The sequence below is a fragment of the Pseudomonas sp. ChxA genome (assembly GCF_030263855.1).
GTDB lineage: Bacteria > Pseudomonadota > Gammaproteobacteria > Pseudomonadales > Pseudomonadaceae > Aquipseudomonas > Aquipseudomonas fluorescens_CB.
In genome coordinates this window covers 40,733-63,001 of sequence record NZ_JARPMK010000004.1, presented here as the reverse complement: position 1 = coordinate 63,001, position 22,269 = coordinate 40,733, and the positions used below count along the sequence as shown (strand labels likewise).

At 52.0% G+C, this 22,269-nt stretch carries 21 protein-coding genes and 3 pseudogenes; 14 read left to right on the top strand and 10 right to left on the bottom strand.

Annotated elements, in window-relative coordinates; translation table 11 throughout:
- Positions 1–44: 44 nt before the first annotated feature.
- Both P5706_RS34190 and P5706_RS34185 read left to right on the top strand, forming a co-directional pair.
- Positions 45–1,412: pseudogene (locus P5706_RS34190) on the top strand (AAA family ATPase); the annotation flags it as partial.
- Positions 1,413–1,680: 268 nt separating this feature from the next.
- A complete protein-coding gene (locus tag P5706_RS34185) occupies positions 1,681–2,514 on the top strand; it encodes a hypothetical protein (protein WP_285685108.1) in 834 nt (277 codons plus the stop codon).
- A gap of 59 nt (positions 2,515–2,573) precedes the next feature.
- Here P5706_RS34185 and P5706_RS34180 read toward each other — a convergent pair whose 3' ends face one another.
- Positions 2,574–3,452 carry a helix-turn-helix transcriptional regulator gene (locus tag P5706_RS34180; RefSeq protein ID WP_285685106.1) on the bottom strand — a complete coding sequence of 293 codons (879 nt, stop codon included), beginning with the start codon at positions 3,450–3,452 and terminating at the stop codon, positions 2,574–2,576.
- Positions 3,453–3,808: 356 nt separating this feature from the next.
- Between P5706_RS34180 and P5706_RS34175 the strand changes: the two genes are divergently transcribed.
- The 10 genes and pseudogenes from P5706_RS34175 to P5706_RS34135 all read left to right on the top strand — a co-directional run.
- On the top strand, positions 3,809–3,955 hold the full coding sequence (locus P5706_RS34175) for a hypothetical protein (protein WP_010220512.1): 147 nt from the start codon (positions 3,809–3,811) through the stop codon (positions 3,953–3,955).
- Between the two features lie 56 nt (positions 3,956–4,011).
- Positions 4,012–4,377, top strand: a complete 366-nt coding sequence (locus tag P5706_RS37365; protein WP_412072187.1) for a 4-fold beta flower protein — start codon at positions 4,012–4,014, stop codon at positions 4,375–4,377.
- Between the two features lie 116 nt (positions 4,378–4,493).
- Positions 4,494–5,084 (top strand): DUF6338 family protein, encoded by a 591-nt coding sequence (locus tag P5706_RS34170; protein ID WP_285685103.1) that lies wholly within the window; start codon positions 4,494–4,496, stop codon positions 5,082–5,084.
- A gap of 549 nt (positions 5,085–5,633) precedes the next feature.
- The gene (locus P5706_RS34165) at positions 5,634–5,924 is read left to right on the top strand and encodes a hypothetical protein (protein WP_285685101.1); all 291 of its coding nucleotides are present in this window, start codon (positions 5,634–5,636) and stop codon (positions 5,922–5,924) included.
- A gap of 309 nt (positions 5,925–6,233) precedes the next feature.
- Entirely contained in the window at positions 6,234–7,592 is a 1,359-nt protein-coding gene (locus P5706_RS34160) for a hypothetical protein (RefSeq protein WP_285685099.1), read from the top strand.
- 507 nt (positions 7,593–8,099) lie between these two features.
- Positions 8,100–8,504, top strand: a complete 405-nt coding sequence (locus P5706_RS34155; RefSeq protein WP_285685097.1) for a helix-turn-helix domain-containing protein — start codon at positions 8,100–8,102, stop codon at positions 8,502–8,504.
- A gap of 254 nt (positions 8,505–8,758) precedes the next feature.
- Positions 8,759–9,571 (top strand): inositol monophosphatase family protein, encoded by an 813-nt coding sequence (locus P5706_RS34150; protein ID WP_285685095.1) that lies wholly within the window; start codon positions 8,759–8,761, stop codon positions 9,569–9,571.
- A 296-nt stretch (positions 9,572–9,867) separates the two neighbouring features.
- Positions 9,868–10,179, top strand: coding sequence for a hypothetical protein (locus P5706_RS34145; RefSeq protein ID WP_285685093.1), 312 nt, complete (start codon positions 9,868–9,870; stop codon positions 10,177–10,179).
- A complete protein-coding gene (locus P5706_RS34140; RefSeq protein WP_285685092.1) occupies positions 10,176–10,778 on the top strand; it encodes a hypothetical protein in 603 nt (200 codons plus the stop codon). Before P5706_RS34145 ends, P5706_RS34140 begins: the two co-directional genes overlap by 4 nt.
- A 534-nt stretch (positions 10,779–11,312) precedes the next feature.
- Positions 11,313–11,790 (top strand): annotated as a pseudogene (locus tag P5706_RS34135) (IS21 family transposase); the annotation flags it as partial.
- On the opposite strand, the pseudogene P5706_RS34130 reads toward P5706_RS34135, so the two are convergent.
- The 6 genes and pseudogenes from P5706_RS34130 to P5706_RS34105 all read right to left on the bottom strand — a co-directional run.
- A pseudogene (locus tag P5706_RS34130) lies at positions 11,790–11,945 on the bottom strand (transposase domain-containing protein); the annotation flags it as partial. The pseudogenes P5706_RS34135 and P5706_RS34130 sit on opposite strands and share 1 nt — an antisense overlap.
- Positions 11,946–11,985: 40 nt before the next feature.
- Positions 11,986–14,178, bottom strand: a complete 2,193-nt coding sequence (locus P5706_RS34125) for a hypothetical protein (protein ID WP_285685090.1) — start codon at positions 14,176–14,178, stop codon at positions 11,986–11,988.
- A gap of 61 nt (positions 14,179–14,239) precedes the next feature.
- Complete coding sequence (locus P5706_RS34120; protein WP_266003049.1) at positions 14,240–14,440, bottom strand: hypothetical protein; 201 nt, start codon at positions 14,438–14,440, stop codon at positions 14,240–14,242.
- A gap of 535 nt (positions 14,441–14,975) precedes the next feature.
- Entirely contained in the window at positions 14,976–15,419 is a 444-nt protein-coding gene (locus P5706_RS34115) for a ubiquitination-like system serine protease family protein (protein ID WP_266003047.1), read from the bottom strand.
- A complete protein-coding gene (locus tag P5706_RS34110) occupies positions 15,416–16,612 on the bottom strand; it encodes a ThiF family adenylyltransferase (protein WP_285685086.1) in 1,197 nt (398 codons plus the stop codon). Before P5706_RS34110 ends, P5706_RS34115 begins: the two co-directional genes overlap by 4 nt.
- Positions 16,587–17,336: a multiubiquitin domain-containing protein gene (locus P5706_RS34105; RefSeq protein WP_285685085.1), complete on the bottom strand. Its 750-nt coding sequence runs from the start codon at positions 17,334–17,336 to the stop codon at positions 16,587–16,589. Before P5706_RS34105 ends, P5706_RS34110 begins: the two co-directional genes overlap by 26 nt.
- Before the next feature lie 212 nt (positions 17,337–17,548).
- On the opposite strand from P5706_RS34105, the gene P5706_RS34100 reads away from it, so the two are divergent.
- Together P5706_RS34100 and P5706_RS34095 are read left to right on the top strand one after the other, a co-directional pair.
- A complete protein-coding gene (locus P5706_RS34100) occupies positions 17,549–17,920 on the top strand; it encodes a helix-turn-helix domain-containing protein (RefSeq protein WP_285685084.1) in 372 nt (123 codons plus the stop codon).
- A 14-nt stretch (positions 17,921–17,934) separates the two neighbouring features.
- Entirely contained in the window at positions 17,935–18,804 is an 870-nt protein-coding gene (locus tag P5706_RS34095; protein WP_285685082.1) for an ImmA/IrrE family metallo-endopeptidase, read from the top strand.
- Between the two features lie 244 nt (positions 18,805–19,048).
- Here the strand turns inward: P5706_RS34095 and P5706_RS34090 are convergent, their stop codons facing one another.
- The 3 genes from P5706_RS34090 to P5706_RS34080 all read right to left on the bottom strand — a co-directional run bounded on the left by P5706_RS34090 (position 19,049) and on the right by P5706_RS34080 (position 21,893).
- Positions 19,049–20,353, bottom strand: coding sequence for an HAD family hydrolase (locus P5706_RS34090; protein WP_285685080.1), 1,305 nt, complete (start codon positions 20,351–20,353; stop codon positions 19,049–19,051).
- Positions 20,334–21,212 carry a DNA-processing protein DprA gene (locus tag P5706_RS34085; RefSeq protein WP_285685078.1) on the bottom strand — a complete coding sequence of 293 codons (879 nt, stop codon included), beginning with the start codon at positions 21,210–21,212 and terminating at the stop codon, positions 20,334–20,336. The genes P5706_RS34090 and P5706_RS34085 overlap by 20 nt, the downstream gene beginning before the upstream one ends.
- 345 nt (positions 21,213–21,557) lie before the next feature.
- The gene (locus P5706_RS34080) at positions 21,558–21,893 is read right to left on the bottom strand and encodes a hypothetical protein (RefSeq protein WP_285685076.1); all 336 of its coding nucleotides are present in this window, start codon (positions 21,891–21,893) and stop codon (positions 21,558–21,560) included.
- Positions 21,894–22,269: the final 376 nt, after the last annotated feature.

Sequence of the window (22,269 nt, the reverse complement as noted above, 5' to 3'; positions counted from 1 at the left end):
TACGGCTGTCATGCACCATGCCGCCTGACGGCGTCTCGGCCCTGCGGGTTGCCGGCTATGTGAGGTATTACAAAGCCCAAGAGCAGCAGATTCTTTTGATGCAGGATGAGGTCAACAATGTTCGCCAAGTCGTGGCGCCCAGTGATCTTAGAGACATCCAAGCACGCCATACCAAAAGTGGTCTGGGGAATGATGAGTGGAGTGCTTTTTTCAGGGACTACGAAGGCGACGTCGGAGCCATCCTATCGAAGATGCTACTCAAGGCTCAAAAGAGCAGAGACGCATGGGTAGGAACCCCACCGACTCCGAACGAAGACGCTCAACAGCCGTTTATCGCTGAAGGCGCCAAGCTTGAAGAATGCAATCTCTCGTTGCTGCTGGCAGAAATTGATCGACTCCAGCAGTTGGTCAGCATCGACAAAGACACCGCAAAGCGATTCAAAGAGCTTTCAATAAAAATCACAACGGAAACTGAGCTATTGCGGGCAAGCAGGGAGAAGCTAAACGACCATGTGGGGGCCTCCCAGCGTCTCGAAGTTCTGGCAGGTGAACGTTGTGAGTCATACAAGCGGGTTTTCTCTGCCCTGATAGCTGAGGAGCAAGTCCTTCAGGAGCTCTACTCACCCATCAAACAGCGATTGGAAAGTGCCCAAGGGACTCTCAATAAACTTTCGTTTTCAATAGCCAGAACTGTCGACATTGAAGCTTGGGCAGCCGAGGGCGAGTCGTTGCTCAACCTATCGAAAAAGGGCCCTTTCAGAGGCCGGGGAAGCTTGCGCGAGAAAGTGCTCTATTCTTTGAATACTCCTTGGCTCTATGGAGATGACGAGTGCGTGCTTCTCGCGCTGAGAGATTTTATTAAAAACTATCAGGAGCAGCTAGTTGAGCACGCGCCGGTAGCCACATCGGATATTGCGGAGTATCGACGGTGGACTAAACGCTTGGCTCAATGGCTCTACGGCACCGACCATATTTCTGTACGTTACGCCATAAATTACGACGGCGTCGAAATCCAGAAGCTCTCTCCTGGCACCAGAGGAATTGTGCTGTTGCTTCTTTACCTTTCGCTTGATGCGAAAGACAGCCGGCCACTGATCATTGATCAGCCAGAAGAAAACCTCGACCCCAAGTCAATTTACAATGATCTCGTCCCACTGTTCATGGCCGCCAAGTCGACTCGACAAGTCATTATGGTGACCCACAATGCCAACCTCGTCGTGAACACGGATGCCGACCAAATTATCATCGCCGAATGCGGCCCTCATGGTAACGGGCAGTTGCCTCCTATCACCTACTTATCGGGCGGACTGGAGGACAGGTTGATCCGTGAGCGGGTATGCGAGATTCTCGAAGGTGGTGAGACCGCGTTTAAGGAGCGTGCTCGTCGACTGCGGGTTCGACTGTCTAGGTGAGCGGCAAATGACCGATAGCAATAGCACAGACGTACCTGGCAGGGTTTATCAAGCCAGCCGTGTCCTAAGCGCGTGCAGATAGAAGAACGGGCCAAGGCACTCTCAAAGGCTGGCTACCCGCTGCCGGAAGATGACCCCGCTATGCATGCTGAACAACGATTGAAAAATGCTAAACAGGCGGCGCGTACAAAGAAGGCAAGTCCGGTGACCGAATCCCCAATCACCGCCTGACTCCAAATCAGAATAACTACCAACGTTGGAGGATATGATGTCTGAGCAGTTGCGTTTCACTCGCCAGACCCTGCTGGCTGCATCGGATTTTATTGAGAAAGCAGGAACAAACGCAGGCTTTGATTTGATGGTGCAACGGCTTGAGCTTGATCAGTGGGTACCTTTCGGAGGTGATCTTTCGGTTCCGAAAAAAAGAGTTGTATTCAATAAGATACTCTTGGAGCGGGCTGGGCTGGTTTTCTGGGCTCGAGAAGGTCAGATGACGCATGGCGAAGCCCTGATTCGTGAAGCCGTTCGGCTCATGAGCTTGCCTTCCGTACATGAGCAACAGGAACAATTCGAGCGCTGCTTAGCGCGGGATGGGTTCACTGTTTCCTGGGATGCTGGCGACTGCGGACAAGGCACACCTCCTTGGCTAAGGCGAAGCTTGCCAAAAAATGTGGATTTGCCTGCAGGCGATGATCAAGTTCACGAGCACCTGAAACGATTTGGTTTCGTCAGATCTTGCGGTCATCTTGATCAGGCTATTGACGCGCATACGAGAGGCGACTGGGCGGCAGCAAACGCGCAGATCAGGACATTCATCGAAAGCCTCGTTCTGGAGATAGCAACGCAAATTGCGTCAGCTGACCTCCCTCCTCACCCGGGCTTGAACAACGGTTTTCAAGCGTTGGCCAGTCGCGGTTTTTTATCGGAAAGCCGTTCAGAATGGAGCCAAGATGGGAAAGGTATGCTCAACGGGTTGATGAAGATGTTGCACTCAGATGGTTCGCATAAAGGCCTCTCGGATGAAGACCATTCAACCATGCGTCTTCATATAGCTTTGGTGGCCAGTCGGGCACTTTTGAATCGACTGGCCAACAACAGGTGAGGAACAAATAGTGCCTGTTACGAACAGGTTTTCTCCAGTGCTGCACCTCTGTCTGGCAATTAATTTGGACTTTGGTAGCCAGGAGCGAACATGGAGCTCTCTACTCCGTAAAGCGCCAGAGGATCCTTGAGCCACAATCGATAAGCCTTGTCCGTGTTGCTGTGATCAGGGGAGCAATCGACGTGATATTGCTGCAGGACATATCCAGCCATGGCGGCGCGAACGCGTAGTTTGAGCACGCCATCAAGCATGTCGTAGTCACGCTTTACGATCTCTGTAGAGTCTTTATCGGGATGCGGAACAATAGGTAACTCAAGCATCCGATTCCACTGATCGTCATGTTTCTGCGTTTCTTCGTCTCCTGCTTTCTCCCCCATCTGAAGCTCAGCATGCCCCACTCGAGTTAGAACGAAGTCAGCAAACTTTTTACGTTTCCGATCAAACGCCCGGACGTGCCAGCGAAGACCGTCACAACCAATAGCGAACGGTACGATGGTTCGCTCTGACTGACCTGAACCGGAGGTGTAGCTGATTTTTACGACACGCTTAAGGTGTATTGCCCGGGTGATGGGCGCTAAAACTTCTACCTTAGGTTTACTGAGCAGCGAAACCGACTCGTGGGGGATCAGCGGCTTTTCATACGAATCCAGACCATAGCCAAATCCCTGCGAAAGCGCAGTAAGAACTCGCTCAGATGCGTGCGCGATCAAAGGAGAGAATTTTTCGCGTATCACGTACTGCTTCGTTACCGTGTCGAGTTCCGTGTTCTGGGGGGCAACGTCCTTGTACTGAGCGAAATCACGAGTAGCGGCAGCGGCGCCTACGCCAAACCTATCCATGAGATCCGCACGTGAGACGGCGCCCGTGAAGTAGAGGCGGAAATCGATGTACACCAGGCGCTCCCGTTGCGCTTGGCTGTACTCGCTCAGATCAATCATGTGTTCTCCATCGAATATAGAAGTCAGTGAAGCCCGTCACCTTTTACTCAGCATAACACATGAGCAGTTGACGTCATCAAAATGATGATGATAGGCTTTGAAAATGGCTGCGACACATATTCATCACTAGATCCATTGCGCGGCTTCTGAGCCTGCATAGGACGAGATGATAGAAAGCCAGAAACAAAAAAGCCGATCAAGTTCGCACCTTGACCGGCTTTTGGGAAAAGACGTCTGAACAGACTCCAGATGTCTCTCGCGCTTCGTATGAGAAAGCTTTGCGATGGTAGCCCCTGTGGGCTCCTTTCGCAAGGGAGCGAGTTCTGTGTTTGAGCCTACCTCAGCAGGAGACATTTATGTCCCAGATTGAGATGTTCGAAAAGCCCGACGAGGAAGGTGAGGTCATCTATCGCATGACCATCACCACCAAAACCGGGAAGGTGATTCGACGTGCAAACGGTCAGCCCTTTCGTATCGTCATTCGCCCTAAAGCAGCCAAGTAATTTGACTGCTTAACAGAGCTCGGGGCACACAAGTGCCCTGTTCTCCCATTGCTGCAATGAAGAGCCTCATGAGCCTAGATTTCTATGATATGCAACACAAGCCGATCGCGTATACAGATGACGACGAGCACTTATATGCATACTGTGGCCGTCCACTCGCCTACTTTCACGAAGGTTCGGTCTACTCCTATCCAGGCTTACATCTAGGATTTATAGCGAATGGCTACATTCGCGATAATCACGGCCACATCGTGCTACGCACACCAGAGTCAGGCGGTGGCTCAATGAAGATGTGGCTCCTACCCCCTCCGCCGAAGGGCCCCAAGCAAATGCGATATCTCAAATGTCGAAGGCGTCCAAAATTTTATGCTCTGATGCGTCTCTTTCAATCAAAGATACCTGGGGATGAGTTTTTCTCTTGATAAGAAATGACATGCCCGCTCTCTCGGCCATGGTTAAGAACGATAGCGGTGTAAGCACCGGATTTGAGCCAACGGATGATTCAGACCTCCGACTAATGAGGTAAGAGAGACAGGCTATGGAAGATCTCGCAACGAAAATCATCCCATTGGTACAGACGCTTGTTCCTGGCTTTCTGACCACCATGATCTTCTATTGGTTGGCCGATGTTAAAAAGCCCGGGCAGTTTGAGCGCACAGTTCAAGCACTGATCAGCACTGGGCTGATTACGATGCTGGTGTCAGGCATCAAGCCCGTGCTGTTTTACATCGGCGAGCATCATTTTCAGCTGGGGCATTGGACGGTTCAAGTAGAAAGCGTTTGGGGAATAGGCTTAGCGACATCTCTAGGCCTATCGCTAGCCTTCGCTTCGAACCACGACTACCTGTACAGATTTGGCAGGTGGTTGACCTTGACGTCTCGCTCGTCGTATCCCGAGTGGATTTATGCCTTCCGCAAACGCGAAGGCAAAAGCGTGGTGCTTACCCTGCTTGATGGACGGCGATTATTCGGGTACCCGGCAGTATGGCCAACCGAGCCTAAAGATGGGCACTTCCTCATTACACAGCCGAGCTGGATGAACGAAGAGAATGAGTGGGTCGACACGCCCGGCATCGAGAGTTATTTGATTGCAAACAGCGATGTGTACCTAGTCGAATTTCTAGAGTAGGAGATCAGAAGTGAATAGCGAAAATAAATCTAGGCATCACGTGCTTGAACAGCGAACTGGTAATGAGGGGATGAATGTTAATCCTCCTGCACCAGCTAACATACGTCCCTCAGCACCACCGCCTGCTCCCCCTAAAGCGCCGAAAAAATAGAGGTCGAAATGTACGAGGAAAGAGGTATATCGCCCCAACCACGCAAGCCAAGTGGTGGGCACTCAAATACGCCCAAGCCACTTGCTCAACGCCCTGCTGTTCCTCCGAAAGCACCTCCACCTCCCACCAAAAGGTAATCCCATGACAAACCAATCCGGCGGCAAGGTTCATGTAAATAATGGCATAAATAAGCAGACTACCAGCCAGAGGCCTGCTGCTCCCCCGCCACCGCCGCCTCCGAAAAGGTGAGATGTGTCAGCACAGTCCTGCAACGAGTGTATTGATGCCCTTCGGGTTGCTGCCTGAAAACTTACGACACAGGCATATCCGAAGTTGATGCTTGAAAATCCATAGCTTAATCTCGATCATGCCATCATTAGCTCAACAAGGAGTGATAGATGTCAGTATTCATGGTGACATGGAGCTTGAACAAAGAGCACGGCTCCTACGCCTACAATCAAGCACGCGCCTCACTAATTCAGCATCTGGATCGTTATCAGAACGTCACAGATCACGGGCTGGAGTCGGTACGATGGGTTAGCTCCAGCGCTACAGCGGAACAAGTCTGCGTAGACCTGAGAAGTAGGCTCGATCCGAATGACCGGCTTTTTGTAACCCAGGTTTTTGCTGGAGCCCATCAAGGATGGCTGGATAAAGCAGTATGGGATTGGATCAATGCTCGGCTTTAGCCGCCGCGAACGCTCATACAGCAGCCCTCGGGTACATCCTGCCTAAGACGCTTTAGATTCTGCAGCGTCCCCACCCGCGTCGGCACGGTAGGGATCTCAGCTAGTGACTGGGTCACATGTTCGAAACTTCGGCCCAATCTGATTAAATTTGATGGTGCTTGAATGCTTGAAATGGCGGCGCCTGCGATTTGACCGCCTACGTTGGACGCATGGATTTATTAGATCTCTGACGTCGCCCAGTTTCAAATTTCCAGCATAAAAACCTAAATTGTCTTGAACAGCGTAGCAGGACACCGCAAGGAAGTGATCATGTGCAGTGATGCCAACAAAGCCTCCTCCCAAGCTAAGGCGCAGATCCAAAATCCAGCATCCTCCAAAAAAGAGCCCAGCTTCTTTGCTTCTGAGTGGGGCTCGTTTCTACTTGCGTTAGCTAGCGTATCCAGTGCTGCTTTCATTTCCGTCTGTAGCGGCCCGATCCTTACGGAGCTTGGCCGTGTCACAGACTTAAATTTTCAGGAAAGTTTTAAGCACACTATCAGTGCGCTCGTACTCTCGACTATTGCTCTGTGGCTGGTTTATCGACGGGAGCGCGCGTTGAGTGCGGTCACGGACGAGAAGGAGCGCCAGAATGAAGTGATGCAGGTGAGCTTGCGTAAGCAGAATGAGGAAATGGAAAGCAGATTGACCTACCTCCCCCCCCGACAGTTTATTCAGGAATATGTAGACACCCAGGCCACCATCGGTCAGCTACGTAGGGCATCCAAAACTGATCCCACTATCACCCGCGAAAAAGTAGCTGAACATATGCGCTCCATGCTGGACAGCATTCTCGCGCTGACAAGGCTGTGGGACGGGGTATCAGGTACCAATAAGCATGTTGCTTACCAAGCCAATATCATGAGTGTTTTTCCTAAGGACGAGGTGGAACTGGACAGCCTTGTGCTTCCGCAGCAGATGCCTGAACCAGAGGAGGTATATCAGGAAGAAGCCGATATTCAGGCTAGTGAGGGGGCGGCACAACTTGCAGGCACCGCTGGTGAGTCGGGCGCAGGGGCTCAGGCCCAGATCAATTCAGCATCACCCGAAACGGCGCGGGCTCGACGTTTTACCCGTGAGGTTTGGGTTATGCATGACCATTTTTTCCTGCACAACCAGAATTATGAGGTTGCACTGCAGCGCTGCTCAGGCATCCTATTTCTAGAAGATGAACTTACAACCACTTCATCAGGCGGTGATAGAGCAGATACTGGACTTGACCAGGTATGCCTACCCTACACCTTGGATATGGACTTCGATGCTGAGTTCCACCATCCTAATCTTCCTGGAGCGCCGCGCGTCGCGTCGTCAGGGCAGCCTGAATATATCTCCAACACATCGAGCGTGGTGAGCAGCTGGGTTACCGCCCAACGTGAAGAAGTCAGCGAAATGAACGGCCGGTATGAGCAAAAAATCGGTAAGTATTACCGTGACCTGAAGCATGCGAAATCCATCCTAAGCTTACCGGTCTTTCATGACGATGAGCTCATCGGCGTCTTGAATGTGAGCCGCAACGCTGAGAACATGCTGCTAAACGCAGACCGAGCTGATCAATTCGCCCAATTCATGGTGCCGGTTTGCTACCATCTAGGCAAGATGTTAGCGTTACTGAAGACCACTCGTGATTCCTGACGTACCTATCGGAGGTTTATCATGACCAGTGAGGTTCGCGTTACTCTGGTTCGCAAAGCTTGTGCTGCGAAACCTAAAACACGCCCTAAGACTGCCGAAGAGATCAGCAGAGAGCTGTCTGCTCGTGCCCGCAGAATTTTGGCTGGTGAGATTCTAGAATCGAATGCCAAGCATTTGAATAGCTACTGAGCCTCCCACACAACGAAGCCGCCATTAGGCGGCTTTTTTGTGTCCCACAATTTGATGCACTGCTGACTGAGAGACATCACCGCCAGCAGTTCTGAACATTCGGATACATGCTATCCACGTACCCAGTTGACTCCGCTTTGAGCGTTAGTTAGTCAGCTTCTAAGGAACCTCAAATGAATGATCTCCGGCACATGCACGTCGCACAGTTCGTCAAGAGCGTAGAGCACTGCGATACCGTGATAGCCTTCTACTCATCTAGAATGGCTCTCTCCAGCGCATCGATGCTCAAATGGACTGACTCAAATCAGGAACGTGCTTATGTCGCTCAAAATTGCTTTTGCTTCTGTGCTTAAAGCGATGCGTGCCGGCAAAGGACTGACTCAGAGAAACCTCGCCGAAGTCAGCAGCCGAACATACGTCTCGAAATTGGAGCGAGCTCAGTCAAGCCCCACTCTTGAGATGATTACTGCTCTGAGTGGCCCGCTCAGTGTGAACCCTCTCACTCTAGTAGCCATCACTCTCTGCGCCGAGTCCGGGCAGTCTGTTAACGCGTTGCTGCGTCGCACCCAAGAGGAACTGGCGAGCCTAGGTCATGAGGGAGTTCTCAAAAACCTGGCGATTTCGTCGTGTGCTGAGTTGCCAGTGCCACGCCCTTCTACAAAACCCTCAAGTAATCGCTCAGAGACGAATTCTCAGCAAGCTGAGCTTTGCTTCGCTGAATGAACTCTCGCTTGGGCCTTCGGGTAATCGGTGCATTGTAATGTCGAACTCTCCAAGTGGTTTCCAGACGATCACGATCTGGCCAACGTGTTTAGATTGCTTAAGATCAAACTCTACAGACTAGATGACGTATGACGAGATCGTCTCGATCAACGGCTTGATCCGCAGCTCTGGCTAGGGGGTAGGGTTAAGCTTGGCTGGAAGGCCAAGTGATTCCTCCTCTGTTTCCCGCTCTCTAATTATCGCGAGAGATCAACATGACTAATCAATGGCTGCGGCACATTCTCCACCAAGTAATCGAAGTTGTGGAACGAGCCGGCGCTCTGTTGGCAGAAGAATGCGTACGTCCCGATGGCCGGAGGGGTTGTGGAGACAAAGCCGAGATTGATGTCGAAATAGAGGTATTGCTTCGCGCAGAACTGCTGGCACTCCTGGATTGCGATTGGTGGGGCGAGGAAACAGGCCACATTCTTACTGGATATCCTTTCTGCTGGGTAGTCGACCCTAACGATGGCACCAGCGATTTCCTAAGAGGCCTAAAGGGATCTGCAATATCCGTCGGCATGCTCCATGACGGCAAGCCTATCCTTGGAGTGGTGCACGCCCCTGTTACGCCTTCCGGAGTCTCTGACTGCATTGCTTGGGCAAAGGGTATGGATCATCTGCTCAGAAATAACAATCGCATTGTCGTCGACCTCTCTGATCAAAAACTTTCTGAGACAGCCACCGTTATGGTTAGCGCTGCAGCTATTGGCAAGCCCGATATCAATAACCAGTTATGCGCGCCGGCAGATTTTTACGCGATGCCATCCATTGCGTATCGACTCGCTAAAGTTGCTGCAGGAGATGGGGTTTGTGGTATATCGCTTTACCCTGTTAGCGCCCATGATGTAGTGGCTGGTCATGCGCTGTTGAGTGGTGCCAAGGGGGTGCTGATTGGCGAGGATGGGGCACCTGTTCAATATACGACTGAAGCCACCATGGCGAAGGTATCTGGACGTGTATTCGGTGGCGCACAAGATGCCTGTAGCGAGCTGAATAAACGGGACTGGAACAGGGTGTTTAAGTAATTTTACTGCATGCAGTTCCGTCAGACAGCTCATTCATGCAGACCAACATTTGGCACGCCCTTCGGGCCAGTTGTCGTGAATCAAGCCAGCCATTTTCAATGGCTATCTTGCCCCTCCGGGCTTTCATCTTTGTGCCTGCGCGCTCCGCTTGCCTGATGTGACAGTCCTCCAACACATCAGTCCCAGCTGCCGCATTTGGGCAAACATGTTTTTTCTTCAAAAAAAATCGCTTCAGGCTCAAGGTTTTCCGAAACCAACCGTTTGTGATGTGTAAGTACCCTTTTTGAGCGACGGCCTTGACCCTCTCTACACATGACTTCGCACAGCGCCTGAGCGGCGCCTTATCGTTCCCCTGCACGACGCTCGGCAACCGCCAACGGCGCACATGGGATCGGCTGATCAGCTACATCGAATCCGCAGCCTGCACATCCGAATTCAACAAAGCGGCGGCCTATGCCGAGGGCTATGCACAGGCTTTGGCCGACAGCGGCCAGATCAATATCTCCACGGATCGAGATCTTCTGATCATTGCAACGATGGATGCATGGCGTTGCGCCCGTACTTACCCGAATACTTCGACCAACCTGAGCCTACCAGGAAAACCATGACTTCCATTTTTAAACGCTACGCCGACGGCGGAACATCCGACCTGCACATCCATATGCCGCAGCGTCTTCTGCCTACGACCGTCAGTCATTGCCCCCTCGAGGTCTTAGTCGGCCATTGGGAAAAGTATCTGGTAGACCCCTCCTCCGCTCGTGAGCAGTTTCCGTGGGCTGCGCGATTCGTTATGGGCATGCCAGTGCCAACCTGGGCACGTGGGCTGGAGTGGAACCTCGGTCAGAAGTCTCGTTTCATCACTGCAGTATGGTCAGGCGCGGATCTGGGGAGCTACCTCACGAATGACTGGTACGAGCCAGAAATCGGTAGCAGGACATTGGCCGAAAACAGTGAAATTTTGATTGATGGCCAACAACGTCTGCACAGCCTGGAGGAGTATCTCCTCGACCGACTGGCGATCCCTGATGCACAAGGGCAGCCGAGGATCTGGTCTGAGCTCGGCAACGGCGAAAGGAAACGCTTTCTGTCGACGATCTTTACCCATTTCAGGGTGTCGTCTGGTGACGAGGTGGCATTGCGCAGAACATACGATCTTTGCGCGCAGGGAGTAGTGTCCCGATCATTTGATCAGCGCACCTCTCGGTAGTCATCGACCGTGCGGTTGTCGTGGCATGCCCTTGCAGGGGCGGCTGTCGTTAACCAAGCCCTGCCTACGACAGGTCTTGGCCCTTCGGGCTTTCATCCTCATGCCCTTCGACCCTCCTGGTCTGCGCGCTCCGCTTGCATAATGATCAAAGTCACCACCTAGCTTGGACATTCCCTGCGGCTACCACATACTAGCTTCAATCCATCGTGGAGTGAGGCTAGGCGAAATGGCATGGTCATTTTGGAAGGACAAACGCCCTGAATGGGTTCAAGCAGAGGAGCGAGCATTCATTAAGGCAGCCAACAGTTTGAAGACACTGCAGGTGACACCAAGAGGCGGTATGCGCATTGACCCAGAGGAGATTCGAGACCAGATTGTTTCCGCTCGAGAGCTGTATAAAGGCTTAGTTAAGAAATAGCTGTTGCCACTGACCGAAAACTGCCCCAATAAAGGCTGTTCTGCCGACTGAAAACTGACCCAGGTGTTCAACTGCTTCTGCTCACTTTTCGAGCAGGAGAACACAGGGTGATCAGCATGGAAATGTTGGGAAAAATTCCGGCGAATGTACTTCCGCGACAAGCTCTCGCTGCATCAGATATCCAAGCGTACCGGGCTGTCGAGGAACACCATCAGAAAATGGGTCAGAGCGCCCGAAGCAACTCAGCCGGCGTACCAGCGCAGCGCAACCTTCAACAAACTCAGCCCATTCCAAGAGACGCTGGAACAAGCGCTGAAGGCCGATTCATTCCGGGCAAAGCACAACCGCAGGAGCGCCAAAGCACTTTTCGAGCAGATCAAGGCCGAGGGTTATGACCGTGGCTACAGCCGGCTTACAGCGTTTGTACGTTCGTGGCGAGGTGAGCAAGGCAAGTCTTTATGCGCTTTTGTACCGCTGACGTTTGCACTCGGAGAGGCCTTCCAGTTTGACTGGAGCGAAGAAGGTCTGCTGATCAGTGGCCTGTTTCGACGCATCTAGGTCTCCCACATGAAGCTGTGCGCCAGTCGCGCATTTTAGTTGGTTGCGTATCCCAGCCAAGGCCACGAGATGTTGTTCGATGCCCATACCCACCGATGCGAAAGCTGTTGATCAATCTCACTCGCCCGCTGAGTCGGCAAACGAGGCAGTACATGCTTCAGATAAGCATACGGCTCATGCCCATTGAGCTTGAGCCGCACCTTCCAGCATCCAGAAGGTGCGGCCTGAGAGTCACGCTGTCGAATTAGACTGAGGATCAGTGGCGATATTATCTTTGATAGGTGTATTCGCTGGAGCTTCTTCAGCGCGTGGACGCTGGCCTCCTAAAACAAATTTCTCAGTAGGAAAGATAGACGATATCTTTCGGATCGCGTTCTCCAAGTACACACTAGGGGTGCTGTAATCTCGGCTGTAACGACCGGACTCAGAGTTCACGTGCCAAATGTGCTTCTTCCCGTCAAACTCACACCACATTTCACCTGCAATCCGTGCAGGCTGAAGGCCCGTCATGCTTGGGTGGCCCAGAACTACCGGTTTTGTGATGTCCTCAGCCACATAGAGGATCCCGTCTTTACCGATTGCCCAGATGAGATTGCGATACCTGTCCTTTGATATGGCGCTAAACATACTCCGAAGCCGCTTTTCAGAGGGGTCATAGAAGCTCTTCGTTGTCCGGTTCTTACCCTCGCCAGTGTCCGAGACTTCATCGTCCTTCAGATAGTTCGGTGCACGGAGCGCCCCATATTTTTTCTGCAAATTACCGGCGTAGTCATCTGCATGTCGCTTGAGGCTTCTCAGGAAGGCGTTGTAGAAATGCGGCTGCTCTGGCGGATCCAGTTTGGTCATGATCTCCTTGAACGCTCCGAGGGTGATCCGACCGTAGATCAGATCAAAGATGAAAACGCCGGAAACCGCGTTACCTGATGGGATGTCTGTAGCATCAAGTAGGATTCGGAAAGTTCTATGGTCGCCCCACAGAAAATCGATCTGCCATTGCCACCGGGCGATGTGGCTGGTCAGAAACTTGATCTTATCCTGCTCCCACCTTTCCAAGATCGTTTCGGTCACCTCGAGCCGATATTCACCCGCCACCAACGAGCTGCCAAGCTGGCTTGATGCGTCGAAAGCCAGCACTCCTTGGCGCGCCTCCGAGACGGTGACTAATTGAATAGTGTGACTTGTCGGTTGATTGTCGATGCCGAGTACATGACTGAGAGTGGACATCCACTTGTCCACCTCCACATTGATCCGCTGCGCGGTAGTGTGGGCGTAGGTGTACGCCAGTCGTGCCTTCTTGGCCGCCAACGCAACGGAAACTTCTGGCAATAGAAACTCATGAGCTTTTTTCTCCCAAACGCCTGTGTCGCTGCGCCTGGAGATCGCAATCACCCATGTGTCTGCCATCCCCGGCGGTGTATCCTTGCCGAGGAGCTTTTTAAGAGAAATGATCTGAGCACGGGCATAAGGCCCAAGCCTATCATCGTGCATGTAAATCGACCGAACCCCATCACGGAAGTCATAACCGAGCAGTGTGATCGCATGCCCGCCGCGAGCCACGACATCAAATTTTCTCTCCGGAGCCCGGTTCAATCCGTAAACCATCCCAGTCAGGATTATCGGCAGATTACTGTCAACGTGCGCTGCGACGTAGTCGGCGAACCAATCTGAAGACCGTTCTCTCAATTGAGTCGTGTGATACCGAAGCCCTTCAGCATCCAGTGCACGCTGTATCTGCTCGTTACTGAGCTCAAGATTGGGGAACCCGTTACCAGAGCTATCTTCCAGATCGAGTGCGGTTGTGGTGATCTGGCTACAAGATGTGACGCTCCTCACATCTCGGCCTGGAAAACCATGGAGAGCCGTCCAGACTGCAGTAGTCGCGCAGGCAGCCACAACCTTGTCCTGCTCCTGGAAAGCAATAGAGTCTACATAAAGGTCAATGCCGAACAGGCTGACGTCATAGCGACGTGCGATTTTCTTCCGGACTCCCGGGCCCAAGTTAGGTTCGCCAACGACCCGCAGGCATGTCTTGCCCACAAAGGTCTTGGTCAACGGTTTAACCACTATGAAACCTAAGTAATTCTCTTGGAGATACTCAGCTGTCAGCTTCGCGTCAGGCCGCCCGAGAAGGAGCTCGTCCATGTCATTGTGACTGATGGGGCATTTGAAGAAGTGCAGGCGCGAGCAGACGTAGCCGTCGTTACCAAAACGCTTGACGTAGTAGTTCGAGAAATCCTCCAGAAACTCTCGATCAATGTAATCTGGCTCAAGCAGAACACCTTCTGCCTTTAACTCCTTCAGGTATTTGAAAAGGTAAGAGACCTGAGGTTTTGAGAAGATGTCCGCGAAATCGGCGTCGAAGCTCTCACGGATCAGGGCACTCAACGTTGCTTTTTGGAATTTGGAAACGAGGTATGGAGTCATTGTGATCGCGCAAAAAAAAGCAGCCTAGTAGGCTGCTCTCTTAAAAGTGTTTAGGAAATGTTTATAGGCTGCAAGTACGGGCCAACAGTTCTCGGTTCATTTGCTGGGCAGCGAAGTCGTCAGCTGCGCGGCGATTGAACGCTTCAGAACGGTCACGGGCAGCCTTCAGTCGATCTTCACGACTAGCTCCCATACGCTTGCGAGTTTCCTCAAACAGATGCTCCAGGCCCATATTTTCCTTCCCTAAGTCGGTATTTTTCAAGATAGCCTATCTCCAATGCACGACCACTGGACTGCGACGTGGTGCTGAACGCGCTGACGAGGGCGGCGCGGATTATCAAGTCCACTCACCGAGCTCACAAGCAATACCATTTGACAGCCGACCAGCTGCATTTCTTAACTGTAGAACAGACCGAGCCAATGCTCCAAGGTTCACGAAAAAACAGTCTCAAAATCTGTCAAAAAGTAGTTTTATCACCAGTCAACTAATCGCATAGCGGCCTGATCAAACTCGTCTGCTATCGGAGTTGAAGCTCCAAAACCTCCGTAAAGGGAGGTGCTACAGCACAGCGGAATTCATTGGATAAACCGAGTATGGCATATGGGAATCATACACTTAAAGTGTAATTTACCATTATTTTTGCACTGATTTGGTGCATCGATGCGGCATTGTGAAGCTACAACTCAGCGTGCAGGCTACTACAAGGGGGGGGGAGGTGGACAGACTGAATGATCGAAGGGCCTTCTTCCTCCAACCCGGCCCCCTTCTTTATCGGTACTACACTGATCACCTTGGATCAGAACCCGAGCCATTTCTTGAGCTTGCCGATAAAAGACGGCACCTCGGTCTGCTTCCGGGCCTGTGGTGTCGGCTCACGAACCACATGCTGCTCCGACCTGCTCGACTGCACTCGCGCTTTCGCTTCGGCATCACGCTTGCGCCCAGCATTGATCGCCTCTTCAGACATACTTCCAGCCCACTCGATGCGTCCTGACCTCACCCAATAGTGAGAGCGGCACTTAAAAGTCCAGTTACCAATTGAAGGCCTGAGCGACACCGTTTCGCCATCGAATAACATCTGCCAATCGGTTGGGGAGAAGGGTGTGATCACCTTGGTTCCGCAGCCACAGGCACAGAGGTGAGCTGCAGTTGCGAACTCCATGGCGAGGTAGAGCTCTCCTTGCTCCAGCCTGGTAGGGAAGCTCTCGACAAACTGCGGCGTTAAATGCTTCACCTTCATAACTCATCCTCCTCCTTCTCGCTGTTGCCCATCTCGTTGAGGTTGGTCGAGTAAGTGACCTGTCCAGCTTGGCAGTTATCCACATAGAAACCGCAAAGCCGCTTCCACATGCCCACTGCGAGCACCGCATTCAGCGCGTTCAGGTCTGCGATCTGAATGTTCGAACGGTAAGCATCCTCTGCCTCATTCTCGGTCAACGGCATGGTACGAGACGCATGATCGTGATGATCTGGCTTCAGGGCGGTCACCCGGCAGGTGCCCCAGACTTGCTGGGTACCATCGACCAGATGCACTCCCATTCCCACATCGAGCAATGATGTCCGAGTTCCTTTGAGCTCCCGGACGACCATTGCTCGCGCAGCGGTGTTGTCCACACAAAGGAACACGTAATCAAACTGCCGCAGCTCACCCACGTTCGCTGCGGTGATCATTGTCGGGTGCTGAGTGATGCCAAGGTGCATTTGGCTGTACGCCTCATGGAGATACTCCACCTTCTTTAGGCCCCGTTCCAATGTGGTGAACGGCACAGCACCAGGGTAGCGGAACGCGTTGTGCTGCTGGAGCAGATCGCCATCGTAGAGGTGAATCTCCGCCACTGGAGTTTTCGAGACTTGATCTAGGATGTAGGCACCGGTGCCGCCCAGCCCAACAATCGCGATCTTCAGCCCTTTGAACTTCTGGGTGGCCATTGCAATTCCTGCACGCGGTGACGCCGTATCCGTGTAAGCGAACTTGGTGTCCTCCATGTCCGAACGAACGGGAGCGAAGGTCTTCGCAGTCACGCTAGGATCAATGGCCTGCGCTTGGCCGGCCAGCATCGATACATAGATCGATACCTTCTGGTAGTAATCGGCATACTCACTACCCCGCAGCTTGGCCGAGAAGTAGTGGTTAACGACCAGATCCGGCAGCAGCGTGTTCGCGTTGCTGTTGTTGATGATCTCTTCGAGGGGACGCCCTTGCGAATCGCAAGGGCGGTCACCAATGAAATGTGCCGTATGGTCGCTTGGTTTGCCTGCAACATCGGCCACCAGATTAAGTGCCATAACCAACACGCCTTTGCACACCTGACGTTCAGCGTTCACGTAGGGCACGTCCCGAACCAGGAGATAACCCTCCTTGGTATCCAGGTCATACCCTTCGTTGCGCAGGCTCAGGAGATGAGGACTACGACTTATCAGTTGGTGTGACATTGAAGTGCATCCCCTTCTTGATACGGACGTGTTGACCATCAACCAGGTTAGTCAGCGAGTTACCTTCATGGCCCTTGGCATAGGTCACGGTGAAGTGAGCGTTGGGCCCAGGCTGCGCGTCCGGGTAGGCCAAATGCACCACCTCCCAGTACGACATAGTGCGGGTGTGGACGAACACCGGATGGGTGTTGACGAACACTTTGATGTTGATTTCAACTGCAGCGAAGTGCTCCACACCCGGACGAGCCAGGTCGAACAAGTCGCGGTCTTCGATCAGCTCATCGTCATCGCCGGGCACCACCAGGAAGATGTCGTATTTATCCGCATCGACGCCGGCGAGTTGCTTGAGGGTGCGCCCGGAAATCCGCTGCCCCCCCCAGTCCTGAGCCTCGCCGTCGATAAAAAAGCGGAAAGAGCGGTCGCTTTTGAAGGTCAGGAATCTTTCGATACCCGCCTCACGCAGATCAGTCGTGTTGTCTGGGTTGAGCAAAACCAGATGACCGTTAATGAGAAGCTGGTACAGCAGGTACTCGTCTACGGGACGAAAGCCAGCCTCCTCCAGCACCTGACGACCAGTCGGGACTGGGTCGCTGATCACCAGAGGACGGTATTCCAGATTCTCGTTACCAACCTGGATTTTGTACGGCCCATGGTCACGTACCTGGCGCCCTGCAGCGAGGGCGGCGGCAACGTCTTCAATCTCTAAATCTTTCAGCTGGTTCATAGATGAATCCTCGGATTTGAGCTGGATGAGCCGTCGCCTAGCCAGGCAACACTGCGACTCTAAAAAAACGGCACAACTGCCGTCGACTGGCCAGACAACAGTGGACTTCAAAAAAAAGCCGCTTATCATGAACTATGAATTGCGAGCTGTTGCCTGACCAGTCGACAGACTACTCCCGCCCGTTTGGGCAATGCAAGTGCCTGGAGAAAAAAATGGATTTGGCCGAGTTCATCGCCACCATGCGTGAACGCAAAGAGCTGAGCTTCCGTGACCTAGAGAAGCGCGCACACGACCTTGATCACTCCTATATCTGGAGACTTGAAAAGGGAGATCGAGTAGCACCATCTGACGAAGTAGTCGCCCGACTGGGCCAAGCACTCGAACTCGACAATCGTGAGAGTGAAGTGTTTAAGCTGTTGGCCAAGTCGGTAGCTGTCGAAACTTCGCTGTACCAGTTGATGCTCGAGCGCACGGACATCCCATGGGAGGACTTTGAGGATGTTGCGACCATGAGTTTCCGGGGTGAACGCCCAAACACCAAAGAGTCTTGGATGAAGCGGATCGAGCTCATCCAACAGATGTAGGAGAGGAGATTTTCATGGACGAAAACATTGCGATTGGACGAGCACAAAAGCTACTGAAGGACGCCGGCATTAAAGCAGCGCCTGTTGACGTCGAAACCCTCGCCGTTTTTTTGGACTTTAAAGTTTCGCGCGTGGAGCTGCCTGATACTGAGGCGGGTAGCACCTTCATCAAGCGCGGGCAGAAACACATTCTGGTCAATGAAAACGACAGCCCTCTGCGGCAGCGTTTCACCATTCTCCATGAGATTGCCCATCACGTTTTGGAACTCCCCTCTAAGCACGGGGACAAGGTGCCAGCTGATGAGCTGGAGCGTTTTACTGGCCGTCATCCAGAAGAGATTCTCTGTGACGTCTTCGCTGCCGAATGCTTGGCACCATGGGCGTTGATTCAACCTATGGCGGAAGATAAGGAGTTCACCTTGGAGCACCTTGGCGAGCTCGCGGAGCACTTCCAGGCATCACGCTCGTGCATCGCGTCAAGGTTCGCTCAGGCTTCCGATGGCCATCTGGCATTCGTCGTTGCAGAGGACGGTGTAGTCAAGTATTCCATTGTGTCAAAAGCGTTGCGCGAAGCGAGAGTGTGGATCACCAAGGGGATTCCGTTACCTCAAAACTCCGCAGCAGCCAAAGCGTACAAGGCCGGCATCAGCGGCCCTCATGAGGCAGACATTGAGGGGACAGATTGGAGCTCCAGTGATAATGCTCGGCGGTTCGCGTGCTATGAACAAGCCACCTATCACGCACCGACCAGACAGACCCAGTCAATCCTCAATTTCGAAGAGCTTGATCAGCGTCCTGTGTCGAATGGCTATCGGGCGAAACACGATGACGATGATCTTCTTGAAGAGCTGGATGGCCGGCCAGGTTGGTCTAAGTATCGATAGTGGCCCGCCTCGAGATTTTCACCTGTGCGAGAATGTCTCCAAGGCGGGCCAACGAGGAACGTGGCGGTTCCTAAAATGGGGAAACGCAACGTTGTCGCTGAGATGTCTAAGCAAGCCCCTAACATGACCTCCCTGCCCAGGCCATTTCGTATCCTGAGTGACCGGAGGCACTATCACGTGCGCTCACCAAGTCCTTGTTGCCCGTATCATTGGTAATCGACGGAGTTGTCAAAAGCCGTCTTAGCTAAAACGTATCCCAGCCGTCATCTTCGTTTTCTGGATGTACAGTTTTGAATAGCGCATAGCCAAGAATTTCTGGGTCGCCCGGTATAAGCCCCGTAGAATTTATAATCGATGCAATCGCATTCATGTGAGAGCCAGAGGTCACTACGTCATCCAAGATGATTACGTAGTCCACATTACCACCTGTATATCGAGATCGAGGGATGACTCCAAGCGTGGGTAACTGGTCGGTCAAATGCCTAGGCCCAGCTGTATCATGGGATGGCTGCTTTGGCACAATTCTGCGGAAGACATCGAAGCTACTCATGTCAACGTCATCCAAAGCTTCAGTTACCCACGAACTCCACCACTCAGCGATTATGCTAACGGGGTTACTAAGATTACATTCTTCAGGAACCGAAGGTGGAATTGGAACGAGCAGAACCTTGCCGTGGACGTCGAGCTCATCGAGCCACGCCATAAAATCCCTTTTGTATATACCAGCTAGGCTTTTTAGCGACCGAGTTTCGAACATCCCGTCAGCACCATACAGAGTCATGCTTTGGTTTCGCCGGTGGTGCCATATCCCATAATTTTTAGCAGGTTTCACTACCCACCGCAAATCTCGAGCAGCCCACCTATCGTTGTCACCCCGGTAATGTTCATAATTAGGAACATATTCACGAGCATTACCAATCGAGTCACTATCTAACTCAATACAATCTAGACTCTCAGGTTCGCAAAACTCAAAGTCATTATAAAAATTATAATTATTGAACTCCACTTCACCGTTCAAAAAATCGATAACGGCTGCTCGGAGCTGCTCATAGTTTCTGGCAACTCTTGTTGGTCTAGATCGCTGGGCTAAATTTAAATCATGTCGCGATCCCCATGCAGCGAAAACCGAAGGCGCCTGGATCCTGTGAGCGAAATAGATATCTTTTGGACTGTCTCCTATAACCAAAAACTCCATTTCATCTGAAGCAATTTCCAGCGTATCTTCCAAAGAGTCCTTGAGTGACTCGAAATCGACTATTGGTTTTTTTTGATTTCCAAAAACCAAGTCTGATTCTATTTCGTAACCACACCTTTCTAAAACCTTGAGGCAATACGCTTTAGGTGAGTCAGAAACCACCACAGCACATAAGCCATCCCGGAATGAATCATTAAAACTTTCGACTAACCGTTCATCATACAAACTTACGGCGACTCCCCCCTCTTCAAGTGCATCGACAACCTGTCCTCGCCCTCTTGAGGTTGTTAGGTATGGAAGGCACGCAGTAGTGTTGGCAAGCGTAAAATCCAAATCAAATAGAAGTACCCGCATCAAAATTCTCCCTGATCAATTTAATCCTGTCCTTATTTTTCACAACCCATGTGTACGATGCCTCGCGAATGTTATTCTCCAAGACATACACTGGCTTATTTTGCTCTAAACAAATTCTAATGGCGTGCTGCGTGCCACTCTTGTCGCCCGCCCTAGCAACGACAATTCCCCCTGTAGATAAAGCGACTGTAGTTCTGTTCCTGTTAGCAAAATAGGAACCAAAGGAACCAATACCTATAGGGTACTCGGTAATAACCAGGTGATGGGCCGCAATCTCGTCCTGCAAACCAGCATTACTTTTTGGATAATGCACATTTAATGGCGTACCGAGAACAGCAATTGTTCGCCCACCATTCTCGATTGCAGTTTCATGCCCTAGGGTGTCCGATCCTTCTGCCAGCCCACTTACCACCACTTCATAGCCCGAATTTACCAACCGACGGATGACTCGGCGTCCATGATCACGATGAGATTCATCAAACAGCTCACGCGTGCCCACAAAACCGATAGTCCGGTCTATTGACGCGAGATCTAGATCGCCTTGAAAATAGATGATCGGAGGAGTGCCAGCATATTGATTTAAGACGTTAGGATAGTGCTCGTCCAGACACGTCACAGCATCGAAATCGGCGTCGAACTTTTGAATTTTCTCAAATACCTTTCGCGCGACTTCCTCGTCGACCGGGATCATCGAGAAATGGTCGTTGTAGATATTTTCTAGCGAACCTGCCTGCATCAAAGCTTTTCGCAGATCGTCATTAACCTTCGCACTGCCAATGCCAATCTTCTTCGATAGCACGAGTACCGCATGCATCCAGGCAAGACGTTGTTGTTTCAGATGCAATTGATCCAGATACATAGGTGGAATCCTCTCCTTGACTGATTTTGTGGCTATTCCCTCAGCACACCGTGGATGCATGACCACCTAGACTTAATGGCAAAATACCACCACAAGATGACTGAGGAAAGGGTGTATGGCAAGCTACCGGAGGGGTTAAAAAATGCAACGACCGGCGTACTTTCACGCAGGCGCTGAATCAACCATCTACCTGGCGCGTGCACCTTGGAAGCCATCTGGCAGACGTGCAAAAAACCTTACAGTTGGGATCGCTCTCGCAGCATCTCAGACGGGTGTACAACCCTCCCAGCATCAAATCCCCAAGTCCACTGGCAACTTGAAGCCCCTCAGGTCTCTAGGGAGCTGCTAGGCAGGGATCTTGTCGAGCAATCCATTGATTAAATGCTGAACATGATGGCTGTACCACGTGATCTGGTCTGGCCGTGCCGCTCGGTACGGGACAGCGATCTCCAACTCAATTTTGACAATTAGCAAAATATCCAAAACCACCCTGCCCAGATTGCTGATATCCAACGTCTCGACAAGTATGCGAGCGGGAGGTTTGGCTTCACACCAGATGTCGCGTACCAATTGGTGCAGCGCCTCTGGGCCAAAATGGCTAAGCGCGATGTCCCACAGAACCTTCTCTTGAGAAAGGTTAGGGCGACCGCACGTCATTGCTGATAAATCGTGATGAAGCATTTCCTAAATGGCGAATGCACTCAGCCCTCACTCGACAACGGAGACGTTTGACGAACACTGCAGGCTGATCGCGGGCACGAATTCTACGATGAAAACCCTAGCCCTGTGATTATGGTTGGAGTGCATGCCTTGGCTTCGGATCTTAGTGCAAAGGCCATTCCTACCTTTTCGGCTTGTCCCTCCCTTCCCTACGCGCCATTGGGCGGGAAGCGTCGGCCTCAGAGGGCCAAATCGAGCAAACGACAGTACACTGTACATATGCACAGCAGTCGATTGACAGAGCCCCAATCAGCGCCTCATACCTGCCCTAATGGCAACTAATTCATTATGATGGCCATCGAATTCGGCTCTCTCGGTCAGAAATGCGCCAATTAGG

Coding starts and splice junctions, on each gene's coding strand:
- P5706_RS34155 (WP_285685097.1), top strand. CDS start 8,100: ATGTCGCTCAAAATTGCTTTTGCTTCTGTGCTTAAAGCGATGCGTGCC.
- P5706_RS34170 (WP_285685103.1), top strand. CDS start 4,494: ATGGAAGATCTCGCAACGAAAATCATCCCATTGGTACAGACGCTTGTT.
- P5706_RS34105 (WP_285685085.1), bottom strand. CDS start 17,336: ATGAACCAGCTGAAAGATTTAGAGATTGAAGACGTTGCCGCCGCCCTC.
- P5706_RS34140 (WP_285685092.1), top strand. CDS start 10,176: ATGACTTCCATTTTTAAACGCTACGCCGACGGCGGAACATCCGACCTG.
- P5706_RS34100 (WP_285685084.1), top strand. CDS start 17,549: ATGGATTTGGCCGAGTTCATCGCCACCATGCGTGAACGCAAAGAGCTG.
- P5706_RS34160 (WP_285685099.1), top strand. CDS start 6,234: ATGTGCAGTGATGCCAACAAAGCCTCCTCCCAAGCTAAGGCGCAGATC.
- P5706_RS34150 (WP_285685095.1), top strand. CDS start 8,759: ATGACTAATCAATGGCTGCGGCACATTCTCCACCAAGTAATCGAAGTT.
- P5706_RS34165 (WP_285685101.1), top strand. CDS start 5,634: ATGTCAGTATTCATGGTGACATGGAGCTTGAACAAAGAGCACGGCTCC.
- P5706_RS34080 (WP_285685076.1), bottom strand. CDS start 21,893: ATGCTTCATCACGATTTATCAGCAATGACGTGCGGTCGCCCTAACCTT.
- P5706_RS34090 (WP_285685080.1), bottom strand. CDS start 20,353: ATGCGGGTACTTCTATTTGATTTGGATTTTACGCTTGCCAACACTACT.
- P5706_RS34185 (WP_285685108.1), top strand. CDS start 1,681: ATGTCTGAGCAGTTGCGTTTCACTCGCCAGACCCTGCTGGCTGCATCG.
- P5706_RS34180 (WP_285685106.1), bottom strand. CDS start 3,452: ATGATTGATCTGAGCGAGTACAGCCAAGCGCAACGGGAGCGCCTGGTG.
- P5706_RS34115 (WP_266003047.1), bottom strand. CDS start 15,419: ATGAAGGTGAAGCATTTAACGCCGCAGTTTGTCGAGAGCTTCCCTACC.
- P5706_RS34175 (WP_010220512.1), top strand. CDS start 3,809: ATGTCCCAGATTGAGATGTTCGAAAAGCCCGACGAGGAAGGTGAGGTC.
- P5706_RS34110 (WP_285685086.1), bottom strand. CDS start 16,612: ATGTCACACCAACTGATAAGTCGTAGTCCTCATCTCCTGAGCCTGCGC.
- P5706_RS34095 (WP_285685082.1), top strand. CDS start 17,935: ATGGACGAAAACATTGCGATTGGACGAGCACAAAAGCTACTGAAGGAC.
- P5706_RS34125 (WP_285685090.1), bottom strand. CDS start 14,178: ATGACTCCATACCTCGTTTCCAAATTCCAAAAAGCAACGTTGAGTGCC.
- P5706_RS34085 (WP_285685078.1), bottom strand. CDS start 21,212: ATGTATCTGGATCAATTGCATCTGAAACAACAACGTCTTGCCTGGATG.
- P5706_RS37365 (WP_412072187.1), top strand. CDS start 4,012: ATGAAGAGCCTCATGAGCCTAGATTTCTATGATATGCAACACAAGCCG.